Annotated in this window: 23 protein-coding genes; 13 read left to right on the plus strand and 10 right to left on the minus strand. The window is 67.0% G+C overall.

The genetic code is table 11. The features are described from left to right. Positions 1-142: 142 nt before the first annotated feature. Genes ASC68_RS00940 through ASC68_RS28895 form a run of 3 tightly spaced genes read right to left on the minus strand, consistent with a single transcriptional unit; the run spans position 143 to position 1331 of the window. A complete protein-coding gene (locus ASC68_RS00940) occupies positions 143-454 on the minus strand; it encodes a SelT/SelW/SelH family protein (protein ID WP_055873381.1) in 312 nt (103 codons plus the stop codon). Then, positions 451-891 carry a cyclic nucleotide-binding domain-containing protein gene (locus ASC68_RS00945; RefSeq protein ID WP_055873384.1) on the minus strand — a complete coding sequence of 147 codons (441 nt, stop codon included), beginning with the start codon at positions 889-891 and terminating at the stop codon, positions 451-453. The genes ASC68_RS00940 and ASC68_RS00945 overlap by 4 nt, the downstream gene beginning before the upstream one ends. Before the next feature lie 14 nt (positions 892-905). Further along, positions 906-1331, minus strand: a complete 426-nt coding sequence (locus ASC68_RS28895; protein WP_055873390.1) for a cyclic nucleotide-binding domain-containing protein — start codon at positions 1329-1331, stop codon at positions 906-908. Between the two features lie 210 nt (positions 1332-1541). On the opposite strand from ASC68_RS28895, the gene queF reads away from it, so the two are divergent. Both queF and ASC68_RS00960 read left to right on the plus strand, forming a co-directional pair. Then, positions 1542-1988: a preQ(1) synthase gene (queF, locus tag ASC68_RS00955; protein WP_055873392.1), complete on the plus strand. Its 447-nt coding sequence runs from the start codon at positions 1542-1544 to the stop codon at positions 1986-1988. A gap of 77 nt (positions 1989-2065) precedes the next feature. Then, a complete protein-coding gene (locus ASC68_RS00960) occupies positions 2066-3052 on the plus strand; it encodes a heparan-alpha-glucosaminide N-acetyltransferase (protein ID WP_197420997.1) in 987 nt (328 codons plus the stop codon). Between the two features lie 202 nt (positions 3053-3254). Here ASC68_RS00960 and gnd read toward each other — a convergent pair whose 3' ends face one another. Beyond that, positions 3255-4232: a phosphogluconate dehydrogenase (NAD(+)-dependent, decarboxylating) gene (gene gnd / locus ASC68_RS00965; protein WP_055873400.1), complete on the minus strand. Its 978-nt coding sequence runs from the start codon at positions 4230-4232 to the stop codon at positions 3255-3257. A gap of 89 nt (positions 4233-4321) precedes the next feature. On the opposite strand from gnd, the gene ASC68_RS00970 reads away from it, so the two are divergent. The 3 genes from ASC68_RS00970 (at position 4322) to ASC68_RS00980 (ending at position 7555) form a co-directional block, all read left to right on the plus strand. Then, positions 4322-5191, plus strand: coding sequence for an NAD(P)-dependent oxidoreductase (locus tag ASC68_RS00970; protein ID WP_055873403.1), 870 nt, complete (start codon positions 4322-4324; stop codon positions 5189-5191). 87 nt (positions 5192-5278) lie between these two features. Then, on the plus strand, positions 5279-6580 hold the full coding sequence (locus ASC68_RS00975; RefSeq protein ID WP_055873406.1) for a sorbosone dehydrogenase family protein: 1302 nt from the start codon (positions 5279-5281) through the stop codon (positions 6578-6580). 282 nt (positions 6581-6862) lie between these two features. Then, a complete protein-coding gene (locus ASC68_RS00980; RefSeq protein WP_197420999.1) occupies positions 6863-7555 on the plus strand; it encodes an outer membrane beta-barrel protein in 693 nt (230 codons plus the stop codon). Here the strand turns inward: ASC68_RS00980 and ASC68_RS00985 are convergent. Next, positions 7543-8031, minus strand: a complete 489-nt coding sequence (locus ASC68_RS00985; protein WP_055873411.1) for a helix-turn-helix domain-containing protein — start codon at positions 8029-8031, stop codon at positions 7543-7545. The genes ASC68_RS00980 and ASC68_RS00985 overlap by 13 nt on opposite strands. Positions 8032-8217: 186 nt before the next feature. Here ASC68_RS00985 and ASC68_RS00990 point away from each other — a divergent pair, with 186 nt between their 5' ends. Then, a complete protein-coding gene (locus ASC68_RS00990; RefSeq protein ID WP_055873414.1) occupies positions 8218-9453 on the plus strand; it encodes an MFS transporter in 1236 nt (411 codons plus the stop codon). Positions 9454-9838: 385 nt separating this feature from the next. On the opposite strand, the gene ASC68_RS00995 is transcribed toward ASC68_RS00990, so the two are convergent. Together ASC68_RS00995 and ASC68_RS01000 are read right to left on the minus strand one after the other, a co-directional pair. Next, positions 9839-12385 carry an FtsX-like permease family protein gene (locus ASC68_RS00995; RefSeq protein ID WP_055873417.1) on the minus strand — a complete coding sequence of 849 codons (2547 nt, stop codon included), beginning with the start codon at positions 12383-12385 and terminating at the stop codon, positions 9839-9841. Next, positions 12385-13056: an ABC transporter ATP-binding protein gene (locus tag ASC68_RS01000; RefSeq protein WP_244488392.1), complete on the minus strand. Its 672-nt coding sequence runs from the start codon at positions 13054-13056 to the stop codon at positions 12385-12387. The genes ASC68_RS00995 and ASC68_RS01000 overlap by 1 nt, the downstream gene beginning before the upstream one ends. Before the next feature lie 256 nt (positions 13057-13312). Here ASC68_RS01000 and ASC68_RS01005 point away from each other — a divergent pair, with 256 nt between their 5' ends. The 3 genes from ASC68_RS01005 to ASC68_RS01010 all read left to right on the plus strand — a co-directional run bounded on the left by ASC68_RS01005 (position 13313) and on the right by ASC68_RS01010 (position 14848). Beyond that, positions 13313-13825 carry a heme-binding beta-barrel domain-containing protein gene (locus ASC68_RS01005; protein ID WP_156384488.1) on the plus strand — a complete coding sequence of 171 codons (513 nt, stop codon included), beginning with the start codon at positions 13313-13315 and terminating at the stop codon, positions 13823-13825. 115 nt (positions 13826-13940) lie between these two features. Continuing rightward, the gene (locus ASC68_RS29300; RefSeq protein ID WP_282569852.1) at positions 13941-14063 is read left to right on the plus strand and encodes a hypothetical protein; all 123 of its coding nucleotides are present in this window, start codon (positions 13941-13943) and stop codon (positions 14061-14063) included. A gap of 62 nt (positions 14064-14125) precedes the next feature. Continuing rightward, positions 14126-14848 (plus strand): Crp/Fnr family transcriptional regulator, encoded by a 723-nt coding sequence (locus ASC68_RS01010; RefSeq protein ID WP_055873424.1) that lies wholly within the window; start codon positions 14126-14128, stop codon positions 14846-14848. Positions 14849-15115: 267 nt separating this feature from the next. Here ASC68_RS01010 and cydC read toward each other — a convergent pair whose 3' ends face one another. Together cydC and cydD are read right to left on the minus strand one after the other, a co-directional pair. Then, the gene (gene cydC, locus ASC68_RS01015) at positions 15116-16777 is read right to left on the minus strand and encodes a thiol reductant ABC exporter subunit CydC (RefSeq protein ID WP_055873427.1); all 1662 of its coding nucleotides are present in this window, start codon (positions 16775-16777) and stop codon (positions 15116-15118) included. After that, entirely contained in the window at positions 16774-18507 is a 1734-nt protein-coding gene (gene cydD, locus ASC68_RS01020; protein WP_055873430.1) for a thiol reductant ABC exporter subunit CydD, read from the minus strand. Before cydD ends, cydC begins: the two co-directional genes overlap by 4 nt. A 168-nt stretch (positions 18508-18675) precedes the next feature. Between cydD and ASC68_RS01025 the strand changes: the two genes are divergently transcribed. Genes ASC68_RS01025 through ASC68_RS01035 form a run of 4 tightly spaced genes read left to right on the plus strand, consistent with a single transcriptional unit; the run spans position 18676 to position 22506 of the window. Next, positions 18676-20250, plus strand: a complete 1575-nt coding sequence (locus tag ASC68_RS01025) for a cytochrome ubiquinol oxidase subunit I (RefSeq protein WP_055873433.1) — start codon at positions 18676-18678, stop codon at positions 20248-20250. An 11-nt stretch (positions 20251-20261) separates the two neighbouring features. Next, entirely contained in the window at positions 20262-21410 is a 1149-nt protein-coding gene (gene cydB, locus ASC68_RS01030) for a cytochrome d ubiquinol oxidase subunit II (RefSeq protein ID WP_055873436.1), read from the plus strand. Positions 21411-21422: 12 nt separating this feature from the next. Beyond that, complete coding sequence (gene cydX / locus ASC68_RS28165; RefSeq protein WP_082527805.1) at positions 21423-21557, plus strand: cytochrome bd-I oxidase subunit CydX; 135 nt, start codon at positions 21423-21425, stop codon at positions 21555-21557. 52 nt (positions 21558-21609) lie between these two features. After that, a complete protein-coding gene (locus ASC68_RS01035) occupies positions 21610-22506 on the plus strand; it encodes a lipase family protein (RefSeq protein WP_055873439.1) in 897 nt (298 codons plus the stop codon). A 207-nt stretch (positions 22507-22713) separates the two neighbouring features. Here the strand turns inward: ASC68_RS01035 and ASC68_RS01040 are convergent, their stop codons facing one another. Then, positions 22714-23751 (minus strand): aldo/keto reductase, encoded by a 1038-nt coding sequence (locus tag ASC68_RS01040; RefSeq protein WP_055873444.1) that lies wholly within the window; start codon positions 23749-23751, stop codon positions 22714-22716.

Raw genomic sequence — 23751 nt, forward strand, 5'->3', positions numbered from 1 at the left:
AGGCCGCGATAGTTGCTGGGGCCGGCGATTGGGCCCAAATCGAGCTGGTGCGGGCTGACCCCCACCCCTGTCCCCTCCCCCTAAACAAGGGGACGCGGTAGTGCCCCGGGGGAGGGAGACGCTCACACTGAAATCGGGCCGGTCAGGAGTGCCCGTGCTTCGCGGCTGGGCCGTGCGGATGGTCGATATGGCCGAGGTCGCGGCCGGGATCGATGCGGTCGCGCACCAGCTGCTTGATCTGCTTGGCATCGGGGAAGCCGCCGTCGCGCTTGCGCTCCCAGATCAGCACGCCATCGAGATGGATCTCGAAAATGCCGCCGCTGCCGGGAACAAGGCTGACCTCGCCCATTTCGAGGCCGAAGGTCGAGAGCACCTCCTGCCCCATCCAGGCGGCGCGCAGCAGCCAGTTGCACTGCGTGCAGTAGGTGATGGCAAGCTTGGGTTTGTCGGTCATATCTGCGGATCCGCCCAGGAGGAGAAGACGTTGGTCGGCAGCACCAGGACGTCGTCCTCCTCGGCCTCCCGGCTCTTCAGCGCCACCAGCTGCGCCGTGGTGGTGTTGACGCGCTGCGCCAGGAGCCGCGCGATCTGCAGCAGCCAGGACGGATGCGCCTCGAGCACGGCAAGGGCGTCGTTGATGACATAGAGCTGCACATCGGTGACGGCGCGCACTGTCGCCGAGTGCGGGCGCTCCAGCAGCACGCTCATTTCGCCGAAGATGGCGCCGGGCTGCTTGATGGTGGAGACGAACTTGCCGTCACGCAGCACCTCGACCTCGCCTTCCTTCAGCACCATGAAGCTGCCGCCGGCCTGCCGGCCCTGCACGATCAGCTCCGTGCCGGCAGGGAAGAAATCGAACTTCAGCCAGCTTTCCGTCTCTGCGTCCGCCACCAGAGCAACTCCCGTTATTCGAGCAGTGCGAAAATCTTGTCGAACATCACCTGGTCCTCGCGGACCTTGGCCTGCCGCCGCATATCGACCAGCAGCGCCGTGGTCTTGTGCAGCCGCGCCGCGAGGAGTTTTGCGATATGCCGGGCCGCGGCCGGATGCGCGTCGAGGAACGCGTCGGCGTCGTCGGCCACATGCACTTCGGCGCCGTTGCGCGTCCGGACGGTCGCCGAATGCGGCAGGTCGAGCAGCGCCGACATATCGCCGATCACCGAACCCGGGTCACCGATCGCCGCCACCGTGCTGCCGTCGCGCACCACTTCGAGATCGCCGGATTTGAGGATGTAGAGCTTGCCGGTGCGCGCGCCCTCATTCACCAGCACCGCCCGCGGCCCCAATACGCTCACCGGCAGCGTCGCCGCCGCCACGAGGATCTGCTCCATTAACCCGCCTTCAAACCCAACCCACCCGAATACATGAGGTGATGGTAGCCGAGCTTTGCGGGGATGCGAAGTCATTCGCGACGCCCGGGCGATTATGCTGGCTCTCGGTGGTGCGCGCGGCGTATGGAGGCCCCCGCGCCGGTCATCGCCGGTGGCAGAACGCAACTCCCGTCCCCGGTCATCCGCCGGGCCCGACCTCAGGAGAAGACCATGGATACGTCCGTCCTCGGCCGCCCGGCCGAGATTCCACTCGACCCGGCCAGCGCCGTGCTCGACCGGGTACCCAACCCCCATCCCGATATCGACTACCTGATCCGCTTCACCGTGCCGGAATTCACCGCGCTCTGCCCGATCACCGGACAGCCGGATTTCGCGCACCTGGTCATCGACTATGTCGCCGACCAGTGGATGATTGAGAGCAAATCGATGAAGCTGTTCATGTTCTCCTACCGCAACCACGGCGCCTTCCACGAAGCGACGACGGTGGAGATCGCCAAGCGCCTGGTCGAGGCGCTGGCGCCGCGCTGGCTCCGCATCGGCGGCTACTGGTACCCACGCGGCGGCATCCCGATCGATGTGTTCTGGCAGACCGGCGCAGCGCCGGCCAACCTGTGGCTGCCCGAACAGGGCGTGCCCGGCTATCGCGGCCGCGGTTAGCACGCTGGCTTTGTGGTGCTTGAGCGCGCGGTGAGCGTTCCACTATGGTCGCCGGAGACGAGCGGGAGTTGCAGCAGGTGAGTCGTGACGTGAGCAGCGGGCAGCGCCCCCGCTACCAGCTGCTCGACCTGCTGCGTGGCGTGGCGATCATCGCCATGGTCATCTTCCACATCGCCTGGGACCTCTATTATTTCGGCTACTCGAACGTCGACGTCACCACGGTCATCGGCTGGGTGATGTTCCAGAAGTCGATCCTTTCGAGCTTCCTGCTGCTGGTCGGCGCCGGGCTGGTGCTGGCGCATGGCAAAGCCATCCGCTGGAACAAGTTCTGGCGCCGCTTCGGTATTGTCGTCGCCTGCGCGCTGCTGGTGACGGCGGGGACCTACGGGATGTTCCCCGATTTCTTCGTGTTCTTCGGCGTGCTGCATGCCATTGCGCTGTTCTCGCTGATGGGCCTCGCCTTCCTCAGGCTGCCGCCTTGGCTGGTCGCTGTCCTCGGCGTCGCCGTCATTGCGGCGAACCTGCTCTACAACGATCCGATATTCTCGAGCCGCGAGCTCGGCTGGATCGGTTTCTGGCCAACCTCGCCGCCGACCAGCGACGTGGTGCCGATCTTCCCGTGGTTCGGCGTGGTGCTGCTCGGCATCGCCGCGATGCGGCTGATCCTCGCCTCGCCGCTGGCTGAGGATCTCGCGCACTTCCACAGCAACGAGCCGCTGGCGCGCGGGCTGGCGTGGATGGGTCGCTGGAGTCTCCCGATCTATGTGGTCCACCAGCCGCTGATCATCGGCGTGCTGTGGGGGCTGACGCAGCTCTCGGCGCCGGTACTGGCGCCGCCGGTGCTGAGCCTCAGCCAGGATTTCGTCAAAAGCTGCAACGCCTCCTGCCTCGGCACCGGCTCCGACCTCGCCCGCTGCGAGCGCTATTGCGGCTGCGCCGTCGAGCAGGTGGAAACCGGCAACCTCTGGGAAGCGGTCGCAGCGACGAACCCGACGCTGGAGCAGAACACGCAGCTCAGGGCCGTTGCGCAGCTTTGTACAGCGATGGCGGATAAGACGCCTTAGGGCATGCTTTCAGCGGTTGCGCTGAGGCTCGCAGCTAGAGCATGTCGTAGACGGTCCGCGCTCTCGCCTCCCCACCGGCTGTCATCCCAGCGAAAGCTGGGACCCATCCATCAGCTGGCACGGGCTGCGAGTTGGGTCCCAGCTTTCGCTGGGATGACACCGAGTGGGTGGAGAAAACTGGGCGCTTTCCTGGCAGAGTCCCCTAGTTCTGTTCCTTATGCCCACCGAACCCGAGCCGCATCGCTGACAGCATTTTCTCGGCGAAGTTGTGCTCCTGCCGGGAGCGGAAGCGGGTGAACAGCGCCGCGGTCAGCACCTCGGCCGGCACCGCTTCCTCGATTGCTGCTTCCACCGTCCAGCGGCCTTCGCCGGAATCGGCGACGTGGCCGGAGAAGGCCTCGAGCTTGGGGTCCTTGGCGAGCGCGATGGCCGAGAGATCGAGCAACCAGGAGGTGACCACCGAGCCGCGGCGCCAGACTTCGGCGATATCGGCGACGTTGAGATCGAAGCGCTCGCCCGGCGGCAGCACTTCGGCGTTCTTGCTCTCGAGGATATTGAAGCCCTCCGCATAGGCCTGCATCATGCCGTATTCGATGCCGTTATGGACCATCTTGACGAAGTGCCCGGCGCCCGCTGGACCGGCGTGGATATAGCCCTGCTCGGCGCGCGGATCGAGGCTGCCGCGGCCGGGCGTTTCCTCGATCTCGCCCTTGCCGGGGGCGAGCGCCGCAAAGATCGGGTCGAGATGGTCGACCGCGGCCTTTTCGCCACCGATCATCAGGCAATAGCCGCGATCGAGACCCCAGACACCGCCGGAGGTGCCGACATCGACATAGCGAATGCCGGTCTTCTGCAACTCGGCGGCGCGGCGGATATCGTCCTTGTAGTAGGAATTGCCGCCGTCGATCAGGATATCGCCGGGCGCGAGGCAGGAGGCGAGGTGCGCGATGGTGCCTTCGGTGATCTTGCCGGCCGGCAGCATCACCCAGATGGCGCGCGGGGCCTCGGTCAGCGAGGCAACCAGCGCCTCGAGCGTCTCGGCGGGCCGGGCGCCGTCATTGCCGAGCGTGGCGCGGGCATTGGCGTCGATATCGTAGACGGCGACATCGTGCCCGGCGCGCATCAGCCGTTTGGCGATATTGCCCCCCATGCGGCCTAACCCGACAATACCGATCTGCATGATGCACACTCCAGTGTAGCGACTGACGCGGGGGGTGTTATACGCGACATCGAGATTACGGGGGCAGCCCCGAATGAGGAGGAACGACTATGCGGGTAGTGATTACCGGGGGCGCCGGAAACCTGGGCAGCAAGCTCAGGGAGCACCTGGAAACGGCCGATTGGGTGGAGGAGATCGTCGCCATCGACGTCGCCCCGTTCACCGCGGGCAAGAAGACCCGGGTAGTGGTTGCCGACCTCGCCGACCCCTATGACGAGCGCTGGCGCAAAGAGGCGCAGGCCGCCGACGGCATCGTCCATTATGCCTCTGCCAACCCGGCGCCCAACTCGAGCTGGGCCGAATCGGCCGCTTCGTTCGACATGACGGCGAACCTGCTCGAGCAGGCGGGCGGCGGCACCAAACCCTGCCGCTTCATCTTCGCTTCGTCCAACCACGCCATGGGCGGCTACAAGGATGCACCGCTGCCGGCCGACGGCAAGCTCAGGATGTCGACGCCGCATATCAGCGGCACGCGCTATTATGCCGACGGCTACAAATGGGGCTCGGCCTATGGCGCCACCAAGGCGCTGGGCGAGCGCGTCTGCGCCGCTCGGGCGGCTGCCACCAATGGCCGGATCACCGCGGTGTCGACCCGCATCGGCTGGTGCCAGCGCGGCGAGAACCTCGCCACCACCATCGCCGGCAGCGGTGGTGGCGACCGCGGCGAAACCGACCAGGCGGTGATCAAGCGCAACGCCCTGTGGTACCGCAACATGTGGCTGTCGAACGGCGACCACAACCGGCTGATGGTGGCGGCTTTGCGCGCCGACGCCAGCAAGTGGCCGGCCCCGGCGATCGTCGTTTCCGGCATGTCGAACAATACCGGCATGGCCTGGGATCTCGAAGAGGCGCGGGAGTGGATCGGCTACGTGCCCGAGGATAATCTCTGGGCCGACCTCAAGGCCGCCGGGATCGACTAAGGCAACATTGCCTTCCATGCCGGAGGCAAGTATGCGGCTGGTATGGTGCGCGCCCGCGGTGCGCACCCACGACATTAGAGGGACAGCATGAGCTTTGCCGATATCTACGCCCGCGTGGTTGCCTGGGTTGGCGCCGGGGCGATCCTGGCGCGCAGCTTCAACGAGCCGAAGCGCAGCCCGCTCTACGGCAGCGCGCCCGATATCCCCGCGGCGCGGCCGCAGGCGATCCCGACGCTGAAGATGCCGACGGCGCGCGGCTGGTCCGGCGACCACAAGCCGACCGCTGCCGCCGGGCTCAAGGTCAATGCCTTCGCCCGCGGACTGAAGCACCCGCGCTGGATGCATGTGCTGCCCAATGGCGACGTGCTGGTGGCCGAGGCGCTGAGCACCCCGGGCGGCGCCATCAAGACGCCGTTCGACTACGCCATTTTCACCACCATGCGGCGCGCTGCCGCCGTCGGGCAGAGCCCCAACCGCATTACGCTGTTGCGTGATGCCGATGGCGATGGCGTCGCCGAACAGCAGCACACACTGCTCGAAGGCCTGAACCAGCCGTTCGGCATGCAGCTGATCGGCGAGACGCTCTATGTCGGCAATACCGATGGCGTCTACGCCTACCCGTTCACGGTCGGCGACACCAAGATCACCGCAAGCGGCAAGAAGCTGATGGCGACCAAGCCGGGCGGCCACTGGACGCGCAGCCTCCTCGCCAGCAAGGACCAGACCAAGCTCTATGTCGGCGTCGGCTCGCAATCCAATATCGGCGATTCCGGCATGGCGGTCGAAGAAGGCCGGGCCTGTATCTTCGAGCTCGACCTCACGACCGGCCGGAGCCGCATCTTCGCCGGGGGCCTCCGCAACCCGGTGGGCCTCGCCTTCGAGCCGACGACGGGTGAGCTCTTCACCGTGGTCAACGAGCGCGACGGCATCGGCGACGAGACGCCGCCCGATTACCTGACCTCGGTGAAGGACGGCGGCTTTTACGGCTGGCCGTATTCGTACTGGGGCAAGATCGTCGACGATCGCGTGCCGCAGGATCCGGCCAAGGTGGCGACCGCCATCGCACCCGACTTCGCGCTCGGTGGCCATACCGCCTCGCTCGGCCTCTGCTGGCTGCCCGAAGGCACCCTCCCGGGCTTTGGCGACGGCATGGCCATCGGCCAGCACGGCTCGTGGAACCGCTCGACGCTCTCGGGCTATAAGCTCGCCTTCGTGTCGTTCGCCAACGGCAAGCCGACGGGCACGCCGCGCGACATCCTCACCGGCTTCCTGTCGCCTGATGAGAAGGATTCTTATGGCCGCCCGGTCGGCGTGGTAATCGCCAAGGATGGCGCCGTGCTGATGGCCGACGACGTCGGCGATGTGATCTGGCGCGTTACTGGGGCCTAGTACGCGACTCTCTGTCCTCAGCGCGTGCCGCGGTGACCACAAAGGCCGGTGCGCACAGAGCACCCCCACCCCTGTCCCCTCCCCGCAAGGGGGAGGGAGACGCCTACACTAGCGACAGTGTTTTGGTCTCCTCCCCCCTTGCGGGGGAGCGACAGGGTGGGGGGTACTCTTCCCGCTCCGAACTACCCACCACGCCAGATGCGAATCTCGTCGAATCCATGACGCCCACATCACGCAGTTACCCGTAGGTTCGCCCGGCGCGAACTGATGGGGGGCCACACCATGCGATTTTCTGCGCTCATGCTGCTTGCCGTTTTCGGCCTCGCGGGCGGAACGGCTGCGGCGGCCGATCTGATCGTCGATGATCCCGAAGCGATCGCCGCGGCGGCGGATTACGATTGGTCCGGCGCCTATGCCGGCCTGTTCGGCGGCGCCGGCAGCAGCGACGTCACGCTGGATGAACCAAGCGGTCTCGCCGACCCGCTTGACCTCGCGGCCGGCGGCTGGCTGGCCGGCGTCCGCGCCGGCTTCAACGCCGAAGCGGGCGTGCTGGTATTCGGCGCCGAGGCGGACCTCGCGAAGAGCTGGATTGGCGGCGGCGGCTCGGCCACCGTCGGCGCCAACAGCTTCGATTACAGCTACGACCTCGATTGGCTCGGCACCGTCACCGGCCGCGTTGGCTATGCCGCCGATACTCTGCTGCTCTATGCCAAGGGCGGGCTCGCCGCCGGCGGGGTGCGCTCGACGCTCACTGCCACCGCGCCACTACCGGCGCCGCCACCGACCTCCGCCGATGCGGTCGCCACTGGCTGGACCGTCGGGCTGGGCACCGAGTTCGCCTTCAGCGAAAATGCCACGGCCGGCATCGAGTATGATTTCGTCGCGCTCGGCGCCGAGCTCGACTATGCCGGCGGCAGCCTCGATGCGCAGCAGGACCTGCACATCGTCAAGCTCGGGGTGAATTACGGGTTCTGAGCCGCTGCCTGATAGGCCGCTTCGAGCTCGGCCAGCACCGAGCGCCCCGGTTTGGGGGCGCCCAGGTGCAGGTGGCGGAGTTCGCCCATGAAGTCGTCCGCCATCTTCGACCCGCCCTGAGCCAGCGCGATGGCGCGAGCCGACAACTGGGGGCTGGCCGGCAGGAACTGCGCGCCCCAGGCGCCCAGTTGCACCATCACCGGCACCAGCGCGATGGCCATTTCGGTCAGGTTGTAGATGGTGCGCTGCTTGTGATTGGGGTCGGCGGCGGCGGTCACCAGCCCCTCCTCCATCAACCGCTTCAGCCGGCTGGCGAGGATGTTGGTGGCGATGCCCTCGAGCGAGTTGCCATGCAGTTCGCCATAGGTGCGGAAGTTGCCGAACATGATGTCGCGCAGCACCACGAGGCTCCAGCGATCGCCGAGCACTTCGACGGAGAGGTTAATGGGGCATCCGGATCGGCGATCCACAGGCACGGCTCCTGGTCATAGACGTGTTCGGCATTCCACTTGCAGTTTACAAGCAGTTTGTAGCTGGGTATACACCTTGCACCATGCAAGTGGTTGTGGCGATGGTGTCGCGGCAGATATTTTGCGTCGCACTGTCGAATGGCGCCGCCGCCGCTCGTCTAAATGGCAGGATATATCCTGAGGGACGGAACAATGAGCAAGCATTATGGCTGGGTCGTCGTCGCGGCAGGCGCGCTGATCACCTGTGTGGCAATGGGGGCGATGTTCGCCCTGCCCGTCTACCTGCAACCGATGGCTGAGGATACCGGCTGGAGCCGCGCCGGCATTTCGGCGGCGATGACCGTCGGCTTCATCGTCATGGGTGTTTCCGGCTTCGGCTGGGGGACGCTGAGCGATCGCATCGGGGCGCGGCCGGTGGTGCTGATGGCGACCGTGCTGCTCGGGGCCGGACTGCTGCTCGGCAGCCGGGCCAGCGACCTCCTGGTGTTCCAGTTCGCCTATGGCGGGCTGGTCGGCGCGGCGGGCGGCGCCTATTTCGCGCCGATCATCTCGACGACGCTGGGCTGGTTCGACAAGAACCGCAGCCTTGCGGTGTCGCTGGTATCGATCGGCGGCGGCATTGCGCCGATGGTGATCACCCCGTTCGCCAGCTACCTGATCGAGGCCACTGGCTGGCGCAGCGCCATGCTGAGCATCGCCATCGGCGCGCTGATCGTCATCGTGCCGGCAGCGCTGTTGATCCGCCGCGCTCCGACGCTGACTGAGCCGGAACCCGCGCCGACCCCGAGCGCCGCGGCCCAGCCCAAGCGGGCCTCGACCGGCTGGTCGGCGCTGCGCACGCCGCAGTTCGTCGTCCTCGCTTCGGTGTTCTTCCTCTGCTGCGCGGCACATTCCGGCCCGATCTTCCACACCGTCAGCTACGCCATGATCTGCGGCGCCTCGGCGCTGGCGGCGGCCAGCATCTACAGCGTCGAGGGCCTTGCCGGGTTGTTCGGCCGGCTGATCTTCGGCGTCCTGGCCGACCGGCTTGGCGTGCGCAAGGTGATCGTCGGCGGCCTCGTGCTGCAGGCCGTCGGCATCTACACCTACATCTATGTCAGCGAGCTGCCCCAGTTCTACGCGCTGGCGGCGGTGCTCGGGCTCGCTTATGGCGGCGTCATGCCACTCTACTCGGTGCTGGCACGCGACTATTTCAGCCCGCGGGTGATGGGCACGGTGCTGGGCGGCATGGTGATGACCTCGAGCATCGGCATGGCCTTTGGCCCGGTCGGTGGCGGCTGGCTCTACGATACGTTCGGCACCTACCACTGGCTCTACATCGCCTCAGCCGGCATCGGCATCGCCGCCGCCGCCCTGGCGCTGGCCTTCCCGGCGAAGAAAAAGGACGTGGACCAGGACCAGGTCCCCGGGCAGCCGGTCGCGGCTTGAGGCTTGGCGGTTGAACCAGTTGGTGGAGGAGGCGGTGAGCGAATGGCCCACTGCCTCGCCTCCTCCACCGGGTCGTCCCCCACCCACCGGGTCATTCCCGCGAAAGCGGGAACCTCTGTTTTCGTGCCCGCCGCACGATCGCAAACGGAGTTCCCCGCTTTCGCGGGGATGACACCGAGTTTGGGGGACTTGCAGAGCCTCGGTTCGCATGCCCAGCGTCGCCCCATTATGACCTGGCCTCACCTCCCCACCAGCGTCATCCCCGCGGAGGCCAGGAGATGGAGGGATATCTCGGCCTCAGCGGATACCGCAGCATCCCACTGGGTTCCCGCCTTCGCGGGAATGACACCGTGTGTGGGGAACGGTCCGAGCATTGGGATAACGCTTACGGCTCGCGCAAAAAGCCGGCTGAGCGCCGCTGCAGCACGCCGACAATGGTGGTGGCGCCGAGGAAGCCGGTGATGACGATGGCGCCGAGATCGACCGCTGCAAGCGTCGTCGCATCGAGGGCGAACTCGACCTCGAGCAGCACCAGGGTGAGAATCCAGGCGAGCCCGATGCCGAGCGGCGTCGCCAGCACGGCGGCGAAAGCCGCCAGCAGCACATAGTGCAGCACCGAAACCGACAGCACGTCGAAGCGCTTGGCGCCGAGCACTTTTGAGATCACCGCGTCGGCCTGCCGCTGCCGGCGTCCGGTGGCAAGACTGCCGATCAGCACCAGCAGCCCATTGCCCACCGCCAACCCGCCGACCAGCGAGGCGGCAAGCGACAGTTGGCTCAGGGCCCGGGTGATCTGCTCGAGCGTCGCACCGATGGCGATGAAGCGGACATCGGGCAGCAAGCTGGCAAGTTCCCGCTCCACAGCCTCTTCGCGTCCCGGCGCCGCGGTCACCGAACCCAACAGCGTCGAGGGGTACTCGTCCAGCACGCCCGGCGAGAAGGTGGCGAGAAAATCGATGCCGCCCTGCCAGGAGTAATCGCGGAAATTGGCGACCTCGGCGGTGATGGTGTCGCCGAAGATGGCGAAGGACAGCTTGTCGCCGAGCTTGATACCGAGGCCGGCGCGAAGGCTCTGGTGCAGCGACACCAAAGGCGGCCCCTGGTGGTCGGCCGACCACCAGTCCCCTGCCACCAGCTTCGAGGTCGCCGGCAGCACCTGCCGAAAGGTCAGCGGGATCTCACCCGAGAGCAGGAACGATGCCTCCGGTCCCCGCGGCTGCAGCTCTGCCGCCGGGGTGTCGTTGATGGCGCTCAGCGCGCCGCGCAGCATCGGAGTTGCGGCAAAGGCGGTGATGTCGCCGCCTTCGTCCTTCAGCTTCTGCAGCGTATCGACCTCGTCGGAGAAGAGATCGGAGGCGACCAGGGTCGGCGCGTCGAACACCGAGGCGCCCAGATACTCGTTCCTGAGGTTCACCTGCAGCACCAGCACCACCACCAGCATGGCGAGCGCCAGCCCGACCGAGATCACCACCGAGGAAGCGTTGGAGCCCGGGCTTGAGATATTGCGCAGCGCGTAGCGCAGCACGCGGTTGGACGGCTCAGGCGACTTCCGCAGCGCCTGCCGGGCGAGAAAGATGCCGAACTGGAACAGCACCACCGACAGCACGCTGACAATGGCGAAGGCCGCGACCAGCATCGAATCGTCGGTCATGATGACGGCGAGCCACAGGAACAGGGCGGCGGCCAGCACCAGGGGGACGATACGCGCCGAAAAGATCAGCCCGGCCCAGTCGATCGGCGGCGCGGCGAGCCCCTTGGAGCGGAACAATGTCACCGGGCTGATGGTCTGGGCCTGCTGCAAGGGCAGGTAGGAGAAGGCAAAGGCGATAAGAAAGCCGACGCCCGCCGCCACCAGCAGCGGCTGGACATGCAGGGTCGGCGCCAGGTCGACACCGACGGCGGCGCCGATGGCCGGCAGCGCCACCAGCGCGGTGCCGGCCCCGACGACGAGGCCGATGCCGACGCCGACGCCCGCGAGCGCCGCGATCTGCGAGAAGAAATGCACGAAGATGCGGGCTCGCCCGGCGCCCATGCTGCGCAGCACGGCGATGACATTGGCGCGCTCGGCGATATAGGCCGAAATGCTGGTCCAGACGCTGACCCCGCCGATGAGCAGCGAGGCGAGACCGACGATCACCAGGAAGCGCATGAACAGGTCGTAGTAGCGCACCATCGGGCCGAGGCCCTCGCGGGCCGAGCGGATGGTCCAGCTCGGATCGGCGAGCGCGGTCTCCAGCGCCGCCTTGCCGCTATCGGCGTCGCCCTCGGTCAGCACCAGCTTGTAGCGAAAAAAGGTGCCAAGCCCCGGGAGCGGCGAGGTGCGGTCGGAGAGCACCGCCAGCGCCTCGGTGGTGATGACGGCGGGGAGGCCCAGCCGGAAGCCGCGTACCGCGGCATCGGGCAGGCCGCCCAGCGCGCCGCGCGCTACGAACTCGGTGCCGGCGATCTCAAGCGTGTCGCCGACCTTGATGCCGAGCTGATCGAGCATCAGCGGACTGACCAGCGCGCCGAACTTGCCGTCGCGGAACGACAGGAAGGCAAACGGCGTCTCGCCCGACGGCAGTTGCGGGCTGTCGACCGCGCCGAGCAGCGGATAGGTATCGCCCACCGAGACCAGATCGACAAAGGCGCTCTGATTGCCGACTTCGGCGCGGACATTGGTGTCGACGACATAGGACACCCGCCCGAAGCGCGAGATCAGCGCCAGCTCGTCGGCGGTGGCCTGCCGGTCGGCGCGCGACAGCTCGACATCGCCGCCCATCAGTACGGCGGCATTCTCTTCCACCGCCTGCCGGATGCTGGCGCCCACCGAGCTGACGCCTGATATCAGCGCCGTGCCGACGGCGAGGCAGATGATCAGGAGGCCGAAGCGCCGCAAGTCGCCGCGCATATCGAGCAGGCCGATGCGGATGGCCGCGAGGACGGCGCGCATCAGGCTTGGACCGATCGGGTTTCGACCAGCTCGCCTGATGTCATGGTGAACACCCGGTCGGCGCGCGCCGCCAGCGATGGATCATGGGTGATCAGCACCACCGCGGTGCCTTGCTGGCGGGCCAGATCGAACATCAGCTCGACCACCACCGCGCCGGTTTCCTGGTCGAGGTTGCCGGTCGGCTCGTCGGCCAGGAGCAGCCGCGGCTTGGCGATCATGGCGCGGGCCAGCCCGACGCGCTGCTGTTCGCCGCCCGACAAAGCCGCCGGCCGATGCTGCAGCCGGCCGCCGAGCCCGACCGCCTCGAGCGCCGCCGCGGCGGCCTCGCGGGTCTGCGCCAGCGACAGGTCGGGCGAGGCGATCTCGAGCGCCAGCCCGACATTGTCGAGCGCGGTCAGCGACGGGATGAGGTGAAAACTCTGGAACACGATGCCCAGCGTATGGCGGCGGAACACCGCCAGATCGTCCTCGCTCAACCCCGAAAGGTCCTGCCCGGCGACCACCACCTTGCCGGACGTGGCGCGTTCCAGTCCGGCCAGCAACATCAGCAGCGAGGTCTTGCCGCTGCCTGAAGGCCCGACGATTGCCGCGACTTCCGAGGCTTCGACCCGGAGCGAGACGTTCCTCAGAATGTGAAGCGGCTGTGAAGCGACCTCCAGAGTGTAATTCACCCCGGACGCATCAACGATCGGCTGCGCCGCCGGGACACGCGGACTGGAGCTGTGGTCTTGACTTAGGGCCATTTGGGACTTGCGGTAGGGGACAAACCAAAAGAATGTGCAGGCCGCTCTTGCTTCTTACTGCCCGCCGCATGATCTCTGGCATCGTCGGGCGGGCAAGTCAAAATGGAAGCGGACCGAATACCCGGCCGCTTACAGATTTCAGCGTTACTGAACGCTAGAACGCCGTTGGAGGGCGTGGGACGAGATGAGACAGCACCTGCATGCCGCTATGGCCGTCACCGCCATGACGCTGGCGGGAATGGCGACGCCGGCGATTTCCGGGCCAGTGGAAGTCCTGGAGTCGTACGTGGGCGACTGGAAGGGAGCGGGTGCACTGGTCGGAGGCCAGAATCCCGAACCGTTCAAATGTCGGCTCGGCATTTCCAAGGGTAACCTGAACAAGATCAACTATGCCGGCCGGTGCAGCCTGATCGACATGAACCTGTCGGTCAGCGGCACCATCGCCTTCGACGACAAGGCGCAGCGCTACCAGGCGGTGATGAGCTCGAATGCCGGCTTCACCGGCGTCGCGGTCGGCCAGATTAAAGGCGACACGATCAATTTCGACCTGCGCGAGAAGCAGCAGGATCGCGGCGGCAATGATGTGCGCATCGGCTCGCGGATTCTGCTCGAGGGCAACGCCATCACCGTCGATTTCGAGGTCGAGTTCAACAATTCCGGCCAGGTGCTGACGGCTTCGGTACCGTTCTCGCGCTGAGGCGCTAACCCGGCAGTTCTGTCCAAGCCACGGAAATCGCGACGCTTTTGATCTGGATCAAGGCGTCGCGTACCGTTGTGCGGTGATCTCTCTGCATCAAGCAGAGAGCACCGATATGCCACCCGAAGCCGCCATCGTCGTTACCGCCGTCCTCGCCGCCTTCAGCCTGCTGATGGGCACGCTCGGCTGGGTGATGTGGTACACGCGAAATACGCCGCGGCCCGCTCCCCGAGACTGAATGCCGCGTGCGACAAACCTCACCATCCGCCACGCCGCAGGACGGTGTAAGGCTCACCCGCGATGGGCGAGCGTCTGGACATCCACAATTCCGAGACCCCCGTGCTGTGCCGCAGCTGCGAAGCGCGTCACCGAGGCATGTGCGGTGCGCTGAAGCCGGATGAGCTGATCGAATTCGCCCGCCACACCCGCAAGGAACGGCACGAGCATGGCGACGAGCTGATCGGCGACAGCATGGCGATCCACGCCTACGCCAATGTGATGCGCGGGGTGATCAAGCTCAGCAAGGTGCTGGAAGACGGCCGCCAGCAATTGGTCGGCCTGCAGTTCGCGCCGGATTTCCTCGGCCGGCTGTTCGGGCGGGAGAGCGTCGTCACCGCCGAGGCGGCTTCGACGGTCGACCTCTGCGTCATCCCGCGGCCGGCGCTCGAACAGATGATCGCCAGCACCCCGGCGCTCGAGCACCGGCTGATGCAGCAAACGCTGCGCGAGCTCGACGAAGCGCGCGACTGGATGGTGACGCTGGGCCGCAAGACCGCGCAGGAAAAGGTCGCAAGCTTCCTCTATCTGATCGCCATGCATGCCGACCCCGCGGCGGAGGCGAGCGACGGCATCAGCTTCGAGCTGCCGCTCAGCCGCTCGGATATCGCCGATTTCCTCGGCCTCACCATCGAGACGGTGTCGCGCCAGCTGACCAAGCTGCGGCAGGCGGGGGTGGTCATGATTACCAATAACCGGACGGTCGAGGTGCCGGACCTCGATGCGTTGCAGGGGCTTTGCGGGTAGGTGAAGGGCTGGTGGCGAGGTCGCCGCGTGCATCGTGGCCAAGTCACACCCCCTCCGAGCTGCGCTAGATCGCTACGCTCCCAAGCTTCGCTTGCCTCCCCCGTCAAGGGGGAGGTGAGCATCGAGTTTGTGGCTGGATACCGACACAAGCACCAGCCGGCACCCTCCCCTTGACGGGGAGGGATGGGGTGGGGTGGGCAACGCGCGCGATGTTCGCGGGAGGCACGCCATTCCCGACCTGATTTTTCTCAAGCGGAGCTGGGCCTTTCAGTGGTGGCGAACCTCCGCTAACCGCCCTGCCCGCAATTCCAGCACCCGGTCAAACGTCTCCGGTACCACCGCGTGGGTAATGACAATGGCCGTGCGGCCGCGGGTCAGCTCCGGCAGTTCGGCGAGAAACGCTGCCTCGGTCTCGGCATCGAGCCCGCTGGTCGGTTCGTCGAAGACGACGATGTCGGCGCGCGACAGCAGGGTGCGCGCCAGGCAGATGCGGCGGGCCTGCCCGGCCGAGAGGGTTCGGCCTGCCTCTCCGACCACGGCGTCGAGCTGCCCGGGCAAGCCGCGAACGAACTCCGCCAGGTGCACCGCCTCGAGCACATGCCACAACGCTCCGTCGTCTGCGTTATCCCTTCCGATGCGAAGGTTGGCGCGAATGGTGTCGAGGAAAACCGGCGCATCCTGGGTCATCAGCGCGACCCGTTGGCGAAGCTCGGGGCCGGCCATCTCGCGGAGATCGCTGCCGTTGAGGCGCACAGTGCCGGCGTCAGGATCGGCCAGCCGCAGCAGCAGCTGCGCGATGGTCGACTTGCCGGCGCCGCTCGGTCCTGTGATGGCGACGCATTCACCGCTCCGGACCGCAAAGCTCAGCCCGTCGAGCACCGGGTGCTGGGGGTCGTAGCCGAAGCGCACCGCTTCGAAGCGCATATCGCCGCCGGCCGGAATCGGCAGCGGAGCGGCCGGTTCGGCGACGGCGGGCGCACTGCTGGCGATGGCCTGTAGCCGGTCGGCAGCGGCGGCGGCTCCGGCGAGCCGCGTGGCGCTGCGCACCAGCATGGCGGAGGCTTCGAAGCTGGCGAGCACCGCCAGCAACAGACCGGCAAGCAGCGGCCCGTCGATCGTACCGGCCTCGAGCGCCGCGAAACCGGCCACCAGGGTGCCGAGCAGGGCACCGCCGGCCAGCAGTTGCACCAGCGCCGAAGCCAGCGCGGCGCGCAGGCCAAGCCGTCGGCGGGCCTGTGCCAGCCGCGCCGATGCGGTTGCAGCGCTCGCCGCAGCCTCGCCTGTAGCGCCGAACAGCACCAGGTCCTGGTGCCCGTCGACGCCATCGAGCACGGCCTGGCGCAGCGCCGCGCCAGCCGCGACGACCTCGCTGCCGACAGCGCGCGAGGCCAGCACCAGCCCGACCGGCACCAGCAGCACCGCGGCAAAGAACAGCAGCGCATAGACCAGGGCCGCGCCGGGCAAGGCAAGCGCCAGCGCCACGGTCATCGCGGCGCCGGCCAGTACCGCGGTGCTGATCGGCCCAAGCGCCACGAGGAACACCGTATCCAGCGCCTCGACATCGGCGAGCAGCCGGCTGACCAGGTCGCCTCGGCCGAAGCGCCGCGCCAGCGGGACCAGCGGAAACAGCCGTGCAAACAGCCAGGCCCTGAGGTCGGACAGCAGCCGCAGCGTCATGTCGTGACCGCTGAGCTTTTCGCCGTAGCGCGCGAGGATACGGATGAATGACAGGCCGCGGACGCCTGCCGAAGGCGCAAAGATGTTGAAGGCCGAGCCGAGCGTGCTCAGCGCCGCTGCGGTGAGGAACCAGCCGGAAAGCCCGAGCAGACCGATGCCGGCGAGCAGCGTCAGCAGCGACAGCAGCACGGTGAGCACAATCGGGCCCTTCAACCGCCCCAGCAGTGGCGCAAAGGCGAAGATGGCTCTCATGCCGCCCCCACGTTGCGATCGGTGATGACCGGCTTCGGCGCCAGCAGCAGCTTGCCGCCGGCGATGCGGAACACTCTGTCCATGCGCGCCGCGACAGCCCGCGCGTGGGTGGCGACGATGAGGGTGCGCCCACCGGCGAATTCGGCGAGGCCATCGAGCACCAGCGCCTCGGTCGCGGCATCGAGGTGCGCCGTCGGCTCGTCGAGCAGGATCAGCCCGGGATCGCGCAGGTAGATGCGGGCCAGCGCGATGCGCTGGACCTCGCCGCCGGAAAGGCCCAGTCCGTCCTCGCCCAACAGCGTCGCCAGCCCCTCAGGCAAGGCGTCGGCGAAGTCGGTGACCCGCGCCAGCTGCGCCGCCTGCCGCACCGCCGCATGATCGGCGTCACGCCGCCCCAACCTGATATTGTCGGCAATGCTGCCGGCGAACAGTCGTGGCCGCTGCCCCAGCATGGCGACGCGCTGCCGCAGCTGCGGTTCAGCGATTTCGGCAAGCGCCTGCCCGTCGATGCGGATCTCGCCGCTGAAGGTCCGCAACCCGGCAATGGCCTCGAGCAGGGTCGACTTGCCGATGCCACTGGCGCCGAGGATAGCGATCCGGGCTCCGGGCTCGAGGGTGAGGTCGGCGGCGGCGAGCACCGGCCGCCCGGTCGGATCGGCCAGCGCAACGGCACGCAGCTCGAGCGTCGCAGCGCCCGTCGCGACGGCAGCCGCGGTGACGGCGACCAAAGGCGTCGCTTCCCCCGGCAGCGCATCGAGTTCGCGCTCGATCTCGGCCACGGCGGCCCTGGCCGAGGCGCGGTCGTGGTAGTGCGCCGCGAGCAGGCGCAGTGGCTGGTACACTTCGGGCGCCATCAGCAGCAGGAACATTCCGGCGGCGAGCGTCAGCTCGGAGCTGTGGACGTTGACGAGGTCGAGGAAAGTCAGCCCGACATAGAGCGCCACGCCGGCGACCCCCAGTGCCGCGAAGAATTCCAGCACTGCCGAGCTGAGGAAGGCGATGCGCATCACCCGCATGGTGCGCACCCGCAACTCCTCGGAGGCGAGCCGCACCCGCGCCGTTTCGGCCGCGTCCTGGCCGAACAGCTTCAGCGTCACCAGCCCGCGCAGCCGGTCGGCGAAGCGGCCGCTCAGCCGGTTCAGCGCGGCGGCCTGCGAGCGGCTCGCGGCTTCGGCGCCCCAGCCGGCCAGCGCCATGAACACCGGGATCAGCGGGGCCGAGATCAGGAACAACAGCCCGACGATCCAATCGACCGAGAAGGCGATGATGGCAAAGCCGATCGGCAGGATCGCCGCCTGCAGCATGGCCGGCAGGTAACGGGTGAAATAGCCATCGAGCGCCTCGACCTGTTCGAGCACGGTGCTCGACAGCGCCCCGGAGCTCTTCGATGCGGTCCAGGTCGGGGCGCGGCGCAGCAGGTCGGCGACCAGCCCGGCGCGCAGCCGCGCCTTGATCGCTTCACCGAAGCGCACAGCCGCCACTTCGCCGAGGCCACCCAGCGCGATGCGAATGACGAGGATGCTCGCCAATAGCGCCAGCTGCGGCAGCAGTGTCGTGAGCCCAGCGCCCTCGACGATGGCGCGATGCAGCAGCCCCGCCAGCACCATGGCCTGCGCCACCAGCAGCGCACCGGCCAGCAGCGGCAGGCCGAGCACCGCAATAAGCAACGGCCGGTCGGCTGCCGCGAGGCGGTTCAGCCAGCGCCCCCCGATTTTCGCCTTATCGTCCATTGACCTACCGTGTGGAGAAGGTCTCCAAATCTGGCTTATAGTCATGCGACATCGCCTTGATCTGGATCAAGGCGATGCGACGCGAATGCATGTACTGCGGCAAGCATGCCGGCCACCTGGTGCAGACTTGTTTGTGCAGACTTGGGCCGGACAACACGAGGCATCCCCATGGTCGATCCCATCGTCGTCGATCTGTCGCGCATCCAGTTCGCTGCGACAGCGATGTACCATTTCCTGTTCGTGCCCCTGACGCTGGGCCTGTCCTTCGTGATGGCCATCATGGAGAGCGTTTACGTGATGACCGGACGCGTCGTCTGGCGCAAGGCGACGCTGTTCTGGGGGGTGCTGTTCGGCATCAACTTCGCCATGGGCGTCGCCACCGGGGTGGTGATGGAATTCCAGTTCGGCATGAACTGGAGCTATTACAGCCACTATGTCGGCGACGTGTTCGGCGCGCCGCTGGCGATGGAAGGGCTGATGGCCTTCTTCCTCGAAGCGACGCTGGTGGGGCTGTTCTTTTTCGGCTGGGATCGGCTGAAGCCGGTGGCGCACCTCGCCGTCACCTGGCTGGTGGCGCTGGGCGCCAATTTCTCGGCGCTGTGGATCCTCATCGCCAATGGCTGGATGCAGAACCCGGTGGGCGCCGCGTTCAACCCCGACACCATGCGCATGGAAGTCACCGACTTCATGGCGGTGCTGTTCAACCCGGTGGCGCAGGCGAAGTTCGTCCACACCGTCTCGGCCGGCTATGTCTGCGGCGCGGTGTTCGTCCTGGCGGTGAGCGCGATGTTCCTGTTGAGCGGCAAGCACCAGGAACTGGCCAAGCGCTCGATCGTCGTCGCCGCCAGCTTCGGCCTCGCCTCGGCGCTCAGCGTCGTCGTCCTCGGTGACGAGTCGGGCTATGTGGCGACCGAGCACCAGAAGATGAAGATCGCCGCGATGGAGGCGATGTATCACACCGAGCCGGCCCCGGCCGCGCTCACCCTGTTCGCTATTCCGGGCAGTGATGGCCGCCCGGCTTTCGAAGTGCAGTTCCCCTGGGTGCTCGGGCTCATCACCACGCGCTCGCTCGATCGCGACCTGCCGGGCATTACCGAGCTCACCGAGCGTGCGGCGCTGCGCGTCGTCAATGGCGTCGAGGCCTACAAGGCGCTCAACGCGCTGCAGGCGAACCGCAATGACGGCGCGGCGCGCGACACCTTCAACGCCGCCAAAGCCGACCTCGGCTATGCGCTGCTGCTGAAGAAGTACCGGCCCGATGTCGAGAACGCCACCGGCGAGGAGATCGCCAAGGCGGCGCTCGATACGGTCCCGGACGTGTGGCCGCTGTTCTGGAGCTTCCGCGTCATGGTCGGCGCCGGCTTCTTCTTCATCGCCTTCTTCGCGCTGTGGTTCTGGAAGGCCTCGACGCACCGGATCGAAAAGCCGCGCTGGCTGCTCTGGGTCGCCGTCGCCGCCTTGCCGCTGCCGTGGATCGCCATCGAAGCGGGCTGGTTCATCGCCGAGTATGGCCGGCAGCCCTGGGTGGTGGAGGGCGTATTGCCCACCTTCTACGCCGCCTCGGGGCTCAACTTCTGGGATCTGGTGATCTCGCTGAGCTTCTTCATGCTGCTCTACACGGCGCTGCTCATCGTCATGGTCTGGCTGATGGTTCGCACCATCAAGCACGGCCCATCCGACAAGCTGAACTTCGATCAGTCGGTCGAGCCGGTCGAAGCCGCCACGATCGCCCCCGCCAAGTAAGGAACAGCCCGATGAGCACCATTCCTCTCGACTATGAAACGCTGCGCATCCTGTGGTGGGCCCTGCTCGGCATCCTGCTGATCGGCTTTGCGGTGATGGGCGGGCGCGACCTCGGCGTCGGTACGCTCCTGCCGTTCGTCGCCAAGACCGATGAGGAGCGGCGCGTGCTGATCAACCTCGTCGGCCCGACCTGGGAAGGCAACCAAGTGTGGCTGATCCTCGGCGGCGGCGCCGTCTTCGCCGCCTGGCCACAGCTTTATGCAGTTAGCTTTTCGGGATTCTACATCGCGATGATCGCCATCCTCCTGGCCCTGATCATCCGGCCGGTGGGCTTCAAGTTCCGCGGCAAGGTCAGCGATCCGCGCTGGCGCGCCACCTGGGATGCGGCATTGTTCATCGGCGGCTTCCTGCCATCGCTGATCTTCGGCGTCGCGGTCGGCAATGTGTTTCTCGGCGCGCCATTCCAGCTCGATGTGACGCAGCGTGTCACCTACACCGGCAACTTCTTCGGCCTCCTGACGCCGTTCGCCCTGCTCTCAGGGCTGGTCAGCCTCACGATGATCGTGACGCAGGGCGCCACGGTGATCGCCGGCCGCACCGATGGCGAGATCGCCGAGCGAGCGCGCGAATATGGCCGCTGGTCGGCGCTGGCGACGATCGTGCTGTTCGTGCTTGGTGGAGTGCTGGCGCTTTACGTGCTCGAAGGCTACCGCCTGGTCGGCCCGCCGATGACCATCGCCCCGTCGAACCCGCTCGGCAAAGAGGTGGTGCGCGAAGTCGGCGCCTGGGGCGGCAATTACGGCGCCATGCCGTGGACGATGGCCCTGCCGATCCTCGCAGTATTCGGCAGCCTCGTTGCCTGGTGGGCGCTCGGCGCCCGGGCCCGACTGGTGGCGCTGCTCGGCTCGAGCCTTGCGATTTTCGGCATCATCGCCACCGCCGGGTTGTCGCTGTTCCCGTTCCTCTTGCCCTCGTCGATCGACCCGCAGTCGAGCCTCACGGTGTGGGACGCCTCGTCGAGCCAGCTGACGCTGTTCGTCATGCTGTGCGCGGCGATCGTCTTCCTGCCGATCATCCTGATCTACACCAGCTGGGTGTTCCGGGTGATGCGCGGGCCGGTAACCACCGCCAGCCTCAACAAGAACCCCAACGCCTACTAAGGAGACAATCGGATGTGGTATTTTTCCTGGATCCTCGGCGTCGGCCTCGCCTGCAGCTTCGGCATCCTCAACGCCATGTGGTTCGAGTTCCGCGAGGATGCGCTGAAGTCGAAGGCCCAGCCCGACGACAGCCGTCCCGCCACCTGACAGCGCGGCGCGGTCTGTGGCATGGTCCCCGCAGTGAGACAGCGGGGCCAAAGTGAGCGCGGACCGGGACGACAGACTGACGGCGTCGGCGATCAGCCGGCGCGCCGTGCTCGGCGGCCTCGTCGCGCTGCCGATCGCCGCCTGTACCTCGATCAGCCCGCAGGCACTCAACAGCCTCGGCAGCAAGGTCGACAAGGCGAAGGTCGATTTTCCGCTCCTGCATCAGATGGCCCGGCGCGCCGACGACTCGCAGCGCAGCGAAGCCGAGATCCGTGGCCGGTGGCCCAATGTGACCAAGGTTGGCCAGATCCCGGCGGTCGGCGTGCGCTACGTGGTCGAGCAGGATCACGGCAATAAGGCGCAGTACCTGTCGATGCCCGGCTCCTTGAACCTCAAGGATTGGCTGGAGGACTTCGACATCTTCCTCAAGCCCGAGGCCCGGCACGGCATCCCGCTGCACCGCGGCTTCGAGGACAGCGCGCTCGCCGTGCGCGCCGAAATCGCGCCGCAGCTGCGCAAGGATTACCGGACTTACGTGAGCGGCTATTCGATGGGCGCCGGCATCGCCGCGGTGCTGTCGCTCTATTTGAGGGATGACGGCTACAGCCTCGCCCGCACCACCACCTTCGGCCAGCCACGGGTGACCAATGCGGTGGGTGCCGGCAAGCTCGCCAGCCTGCCGATCACCCGCGTGGTCAATGTCGACGACTTCGTCTCGATGGTGCCGACCTTCCCGTTCGAGCATTTTGGCGAGGAGGTGATCCTCCATCCGGGCGCCGATTTCGTCTACCTGACGCACCAGGATGCCAATGCCATCTCGATCGGCGAGATCTGGCGCGAGAGCCACGGGCTCAGCATCGCCAACCACGCGTCGGAACTCTACGTGGCGCGGCTGGCGCAGAAGCTGAAGGGCGCGCAAGCCGTGCCGTATTTGGCGCGGCTGACGTAAGCGCTTCGAGCGAGCACCGGCCGTGCCACACCCGTCCCCTCGCCCCTCTGGGGAGAGGGTAAGGGTGAGGGGTAACCAAGCACACTGGCTGAAGGGCTGTGCCCTCTGCGGTACCCTAATTGGATGGTCCTGCGCGCTTGGCGCCCCTCACCCCAACCCTCTCCCCAAAGGGGCGAGGGGGCGGTGTGGCACCGCCGGTGCAAGACGCTACGTTTGCGGTGTCGGCGCATCCCTGCGCAGCAGACCTTCGTGCTTCAGCTCGCCCCACAGGTCCGCCGGAATTTCGACCCGCATGCTCTCGACGTTGCGGCGCGGGTGATCGGGATGGAAGGCGCCGGGGATCACTGAGGCGACGAGCGGATGATGCAGCGTGAACTGCAGAGCGGCGGCTGCCAGCGGCACGCCATGCCCTTCGCACACCGCTTGCATGCGGCCAACTCGAGCGAGCTGCTCCTCGTTGGCGATGGCATAGTTGTAGCGCGCGCCGGGCACCGGCCCGGTGGCGAGGATGCCGGAGGCGAAGACGCCTCCGATGATCACGCCGACGCCGCGCGCTTGGCAAAGCGGGAACTCGGCATCGAGCACCGGCTGCTCGGCCAAAGTGTAGGGCAGCGCCACGAGGAAGAAATCGAGCTCGAAGCGTTCGAGGAAGCGCGGGATGGTGCCCATGCGGTTGACGCCGGCACCGATGGCCTTGATCAGCCCCGCTGCCTTCAGCTCCTCGAGGGCCCGCATGCCGCCACCGGCGTCGAGCGCATCGAGATGCTGGCGCACCAGCTCCTCGCTGCCGAGATTGGCGAGGTCGAGGTCGTGGATCACCAGCACGTCGACGCGATTGCGCCGCAGCCGCTGCAGGCTGTCCTCGTAGCTGCGCATCACCCCGGCATAGCTGTAATCGTGCCGATGCTGGAATTTCAGCCCGTTCGGCCAGCTGCGTTCGCTCGCTTCGAAGGCGGCAACGTCATCGGGCGCAAACAGCACCCGGCCGACCTTGCTCGAGACGATCGCCTCGCCGGGCGAGCGAAGGAAGAGCCCACGTCCGATCCGGTGCTCGCTGAGCCCGCGGCCATACCAGGGCGAGGTATCATAGAAGCGCACCCCGGCGTCCCATGCCGCGTCGAGCGTGGCGTCGGCCTGGGTTTCGGGGATGGTGTTGAAGATGTTGCCGAGGGACGCGCCGCCCAGCCCGAGCCGGGGCAGCTCGAGGCTGGTCCGGCCGAGCCGCCTGAGCGCGAACGGGTCCAT

It is taken from the genome of Devosia sp. Root105 (assembly GCF_001424865.1).
GTDB lineage: Bacteria > Pseudomonadota > Alphaproteobacteria > Rhizobiales > Devosiaceae > Devosia_A.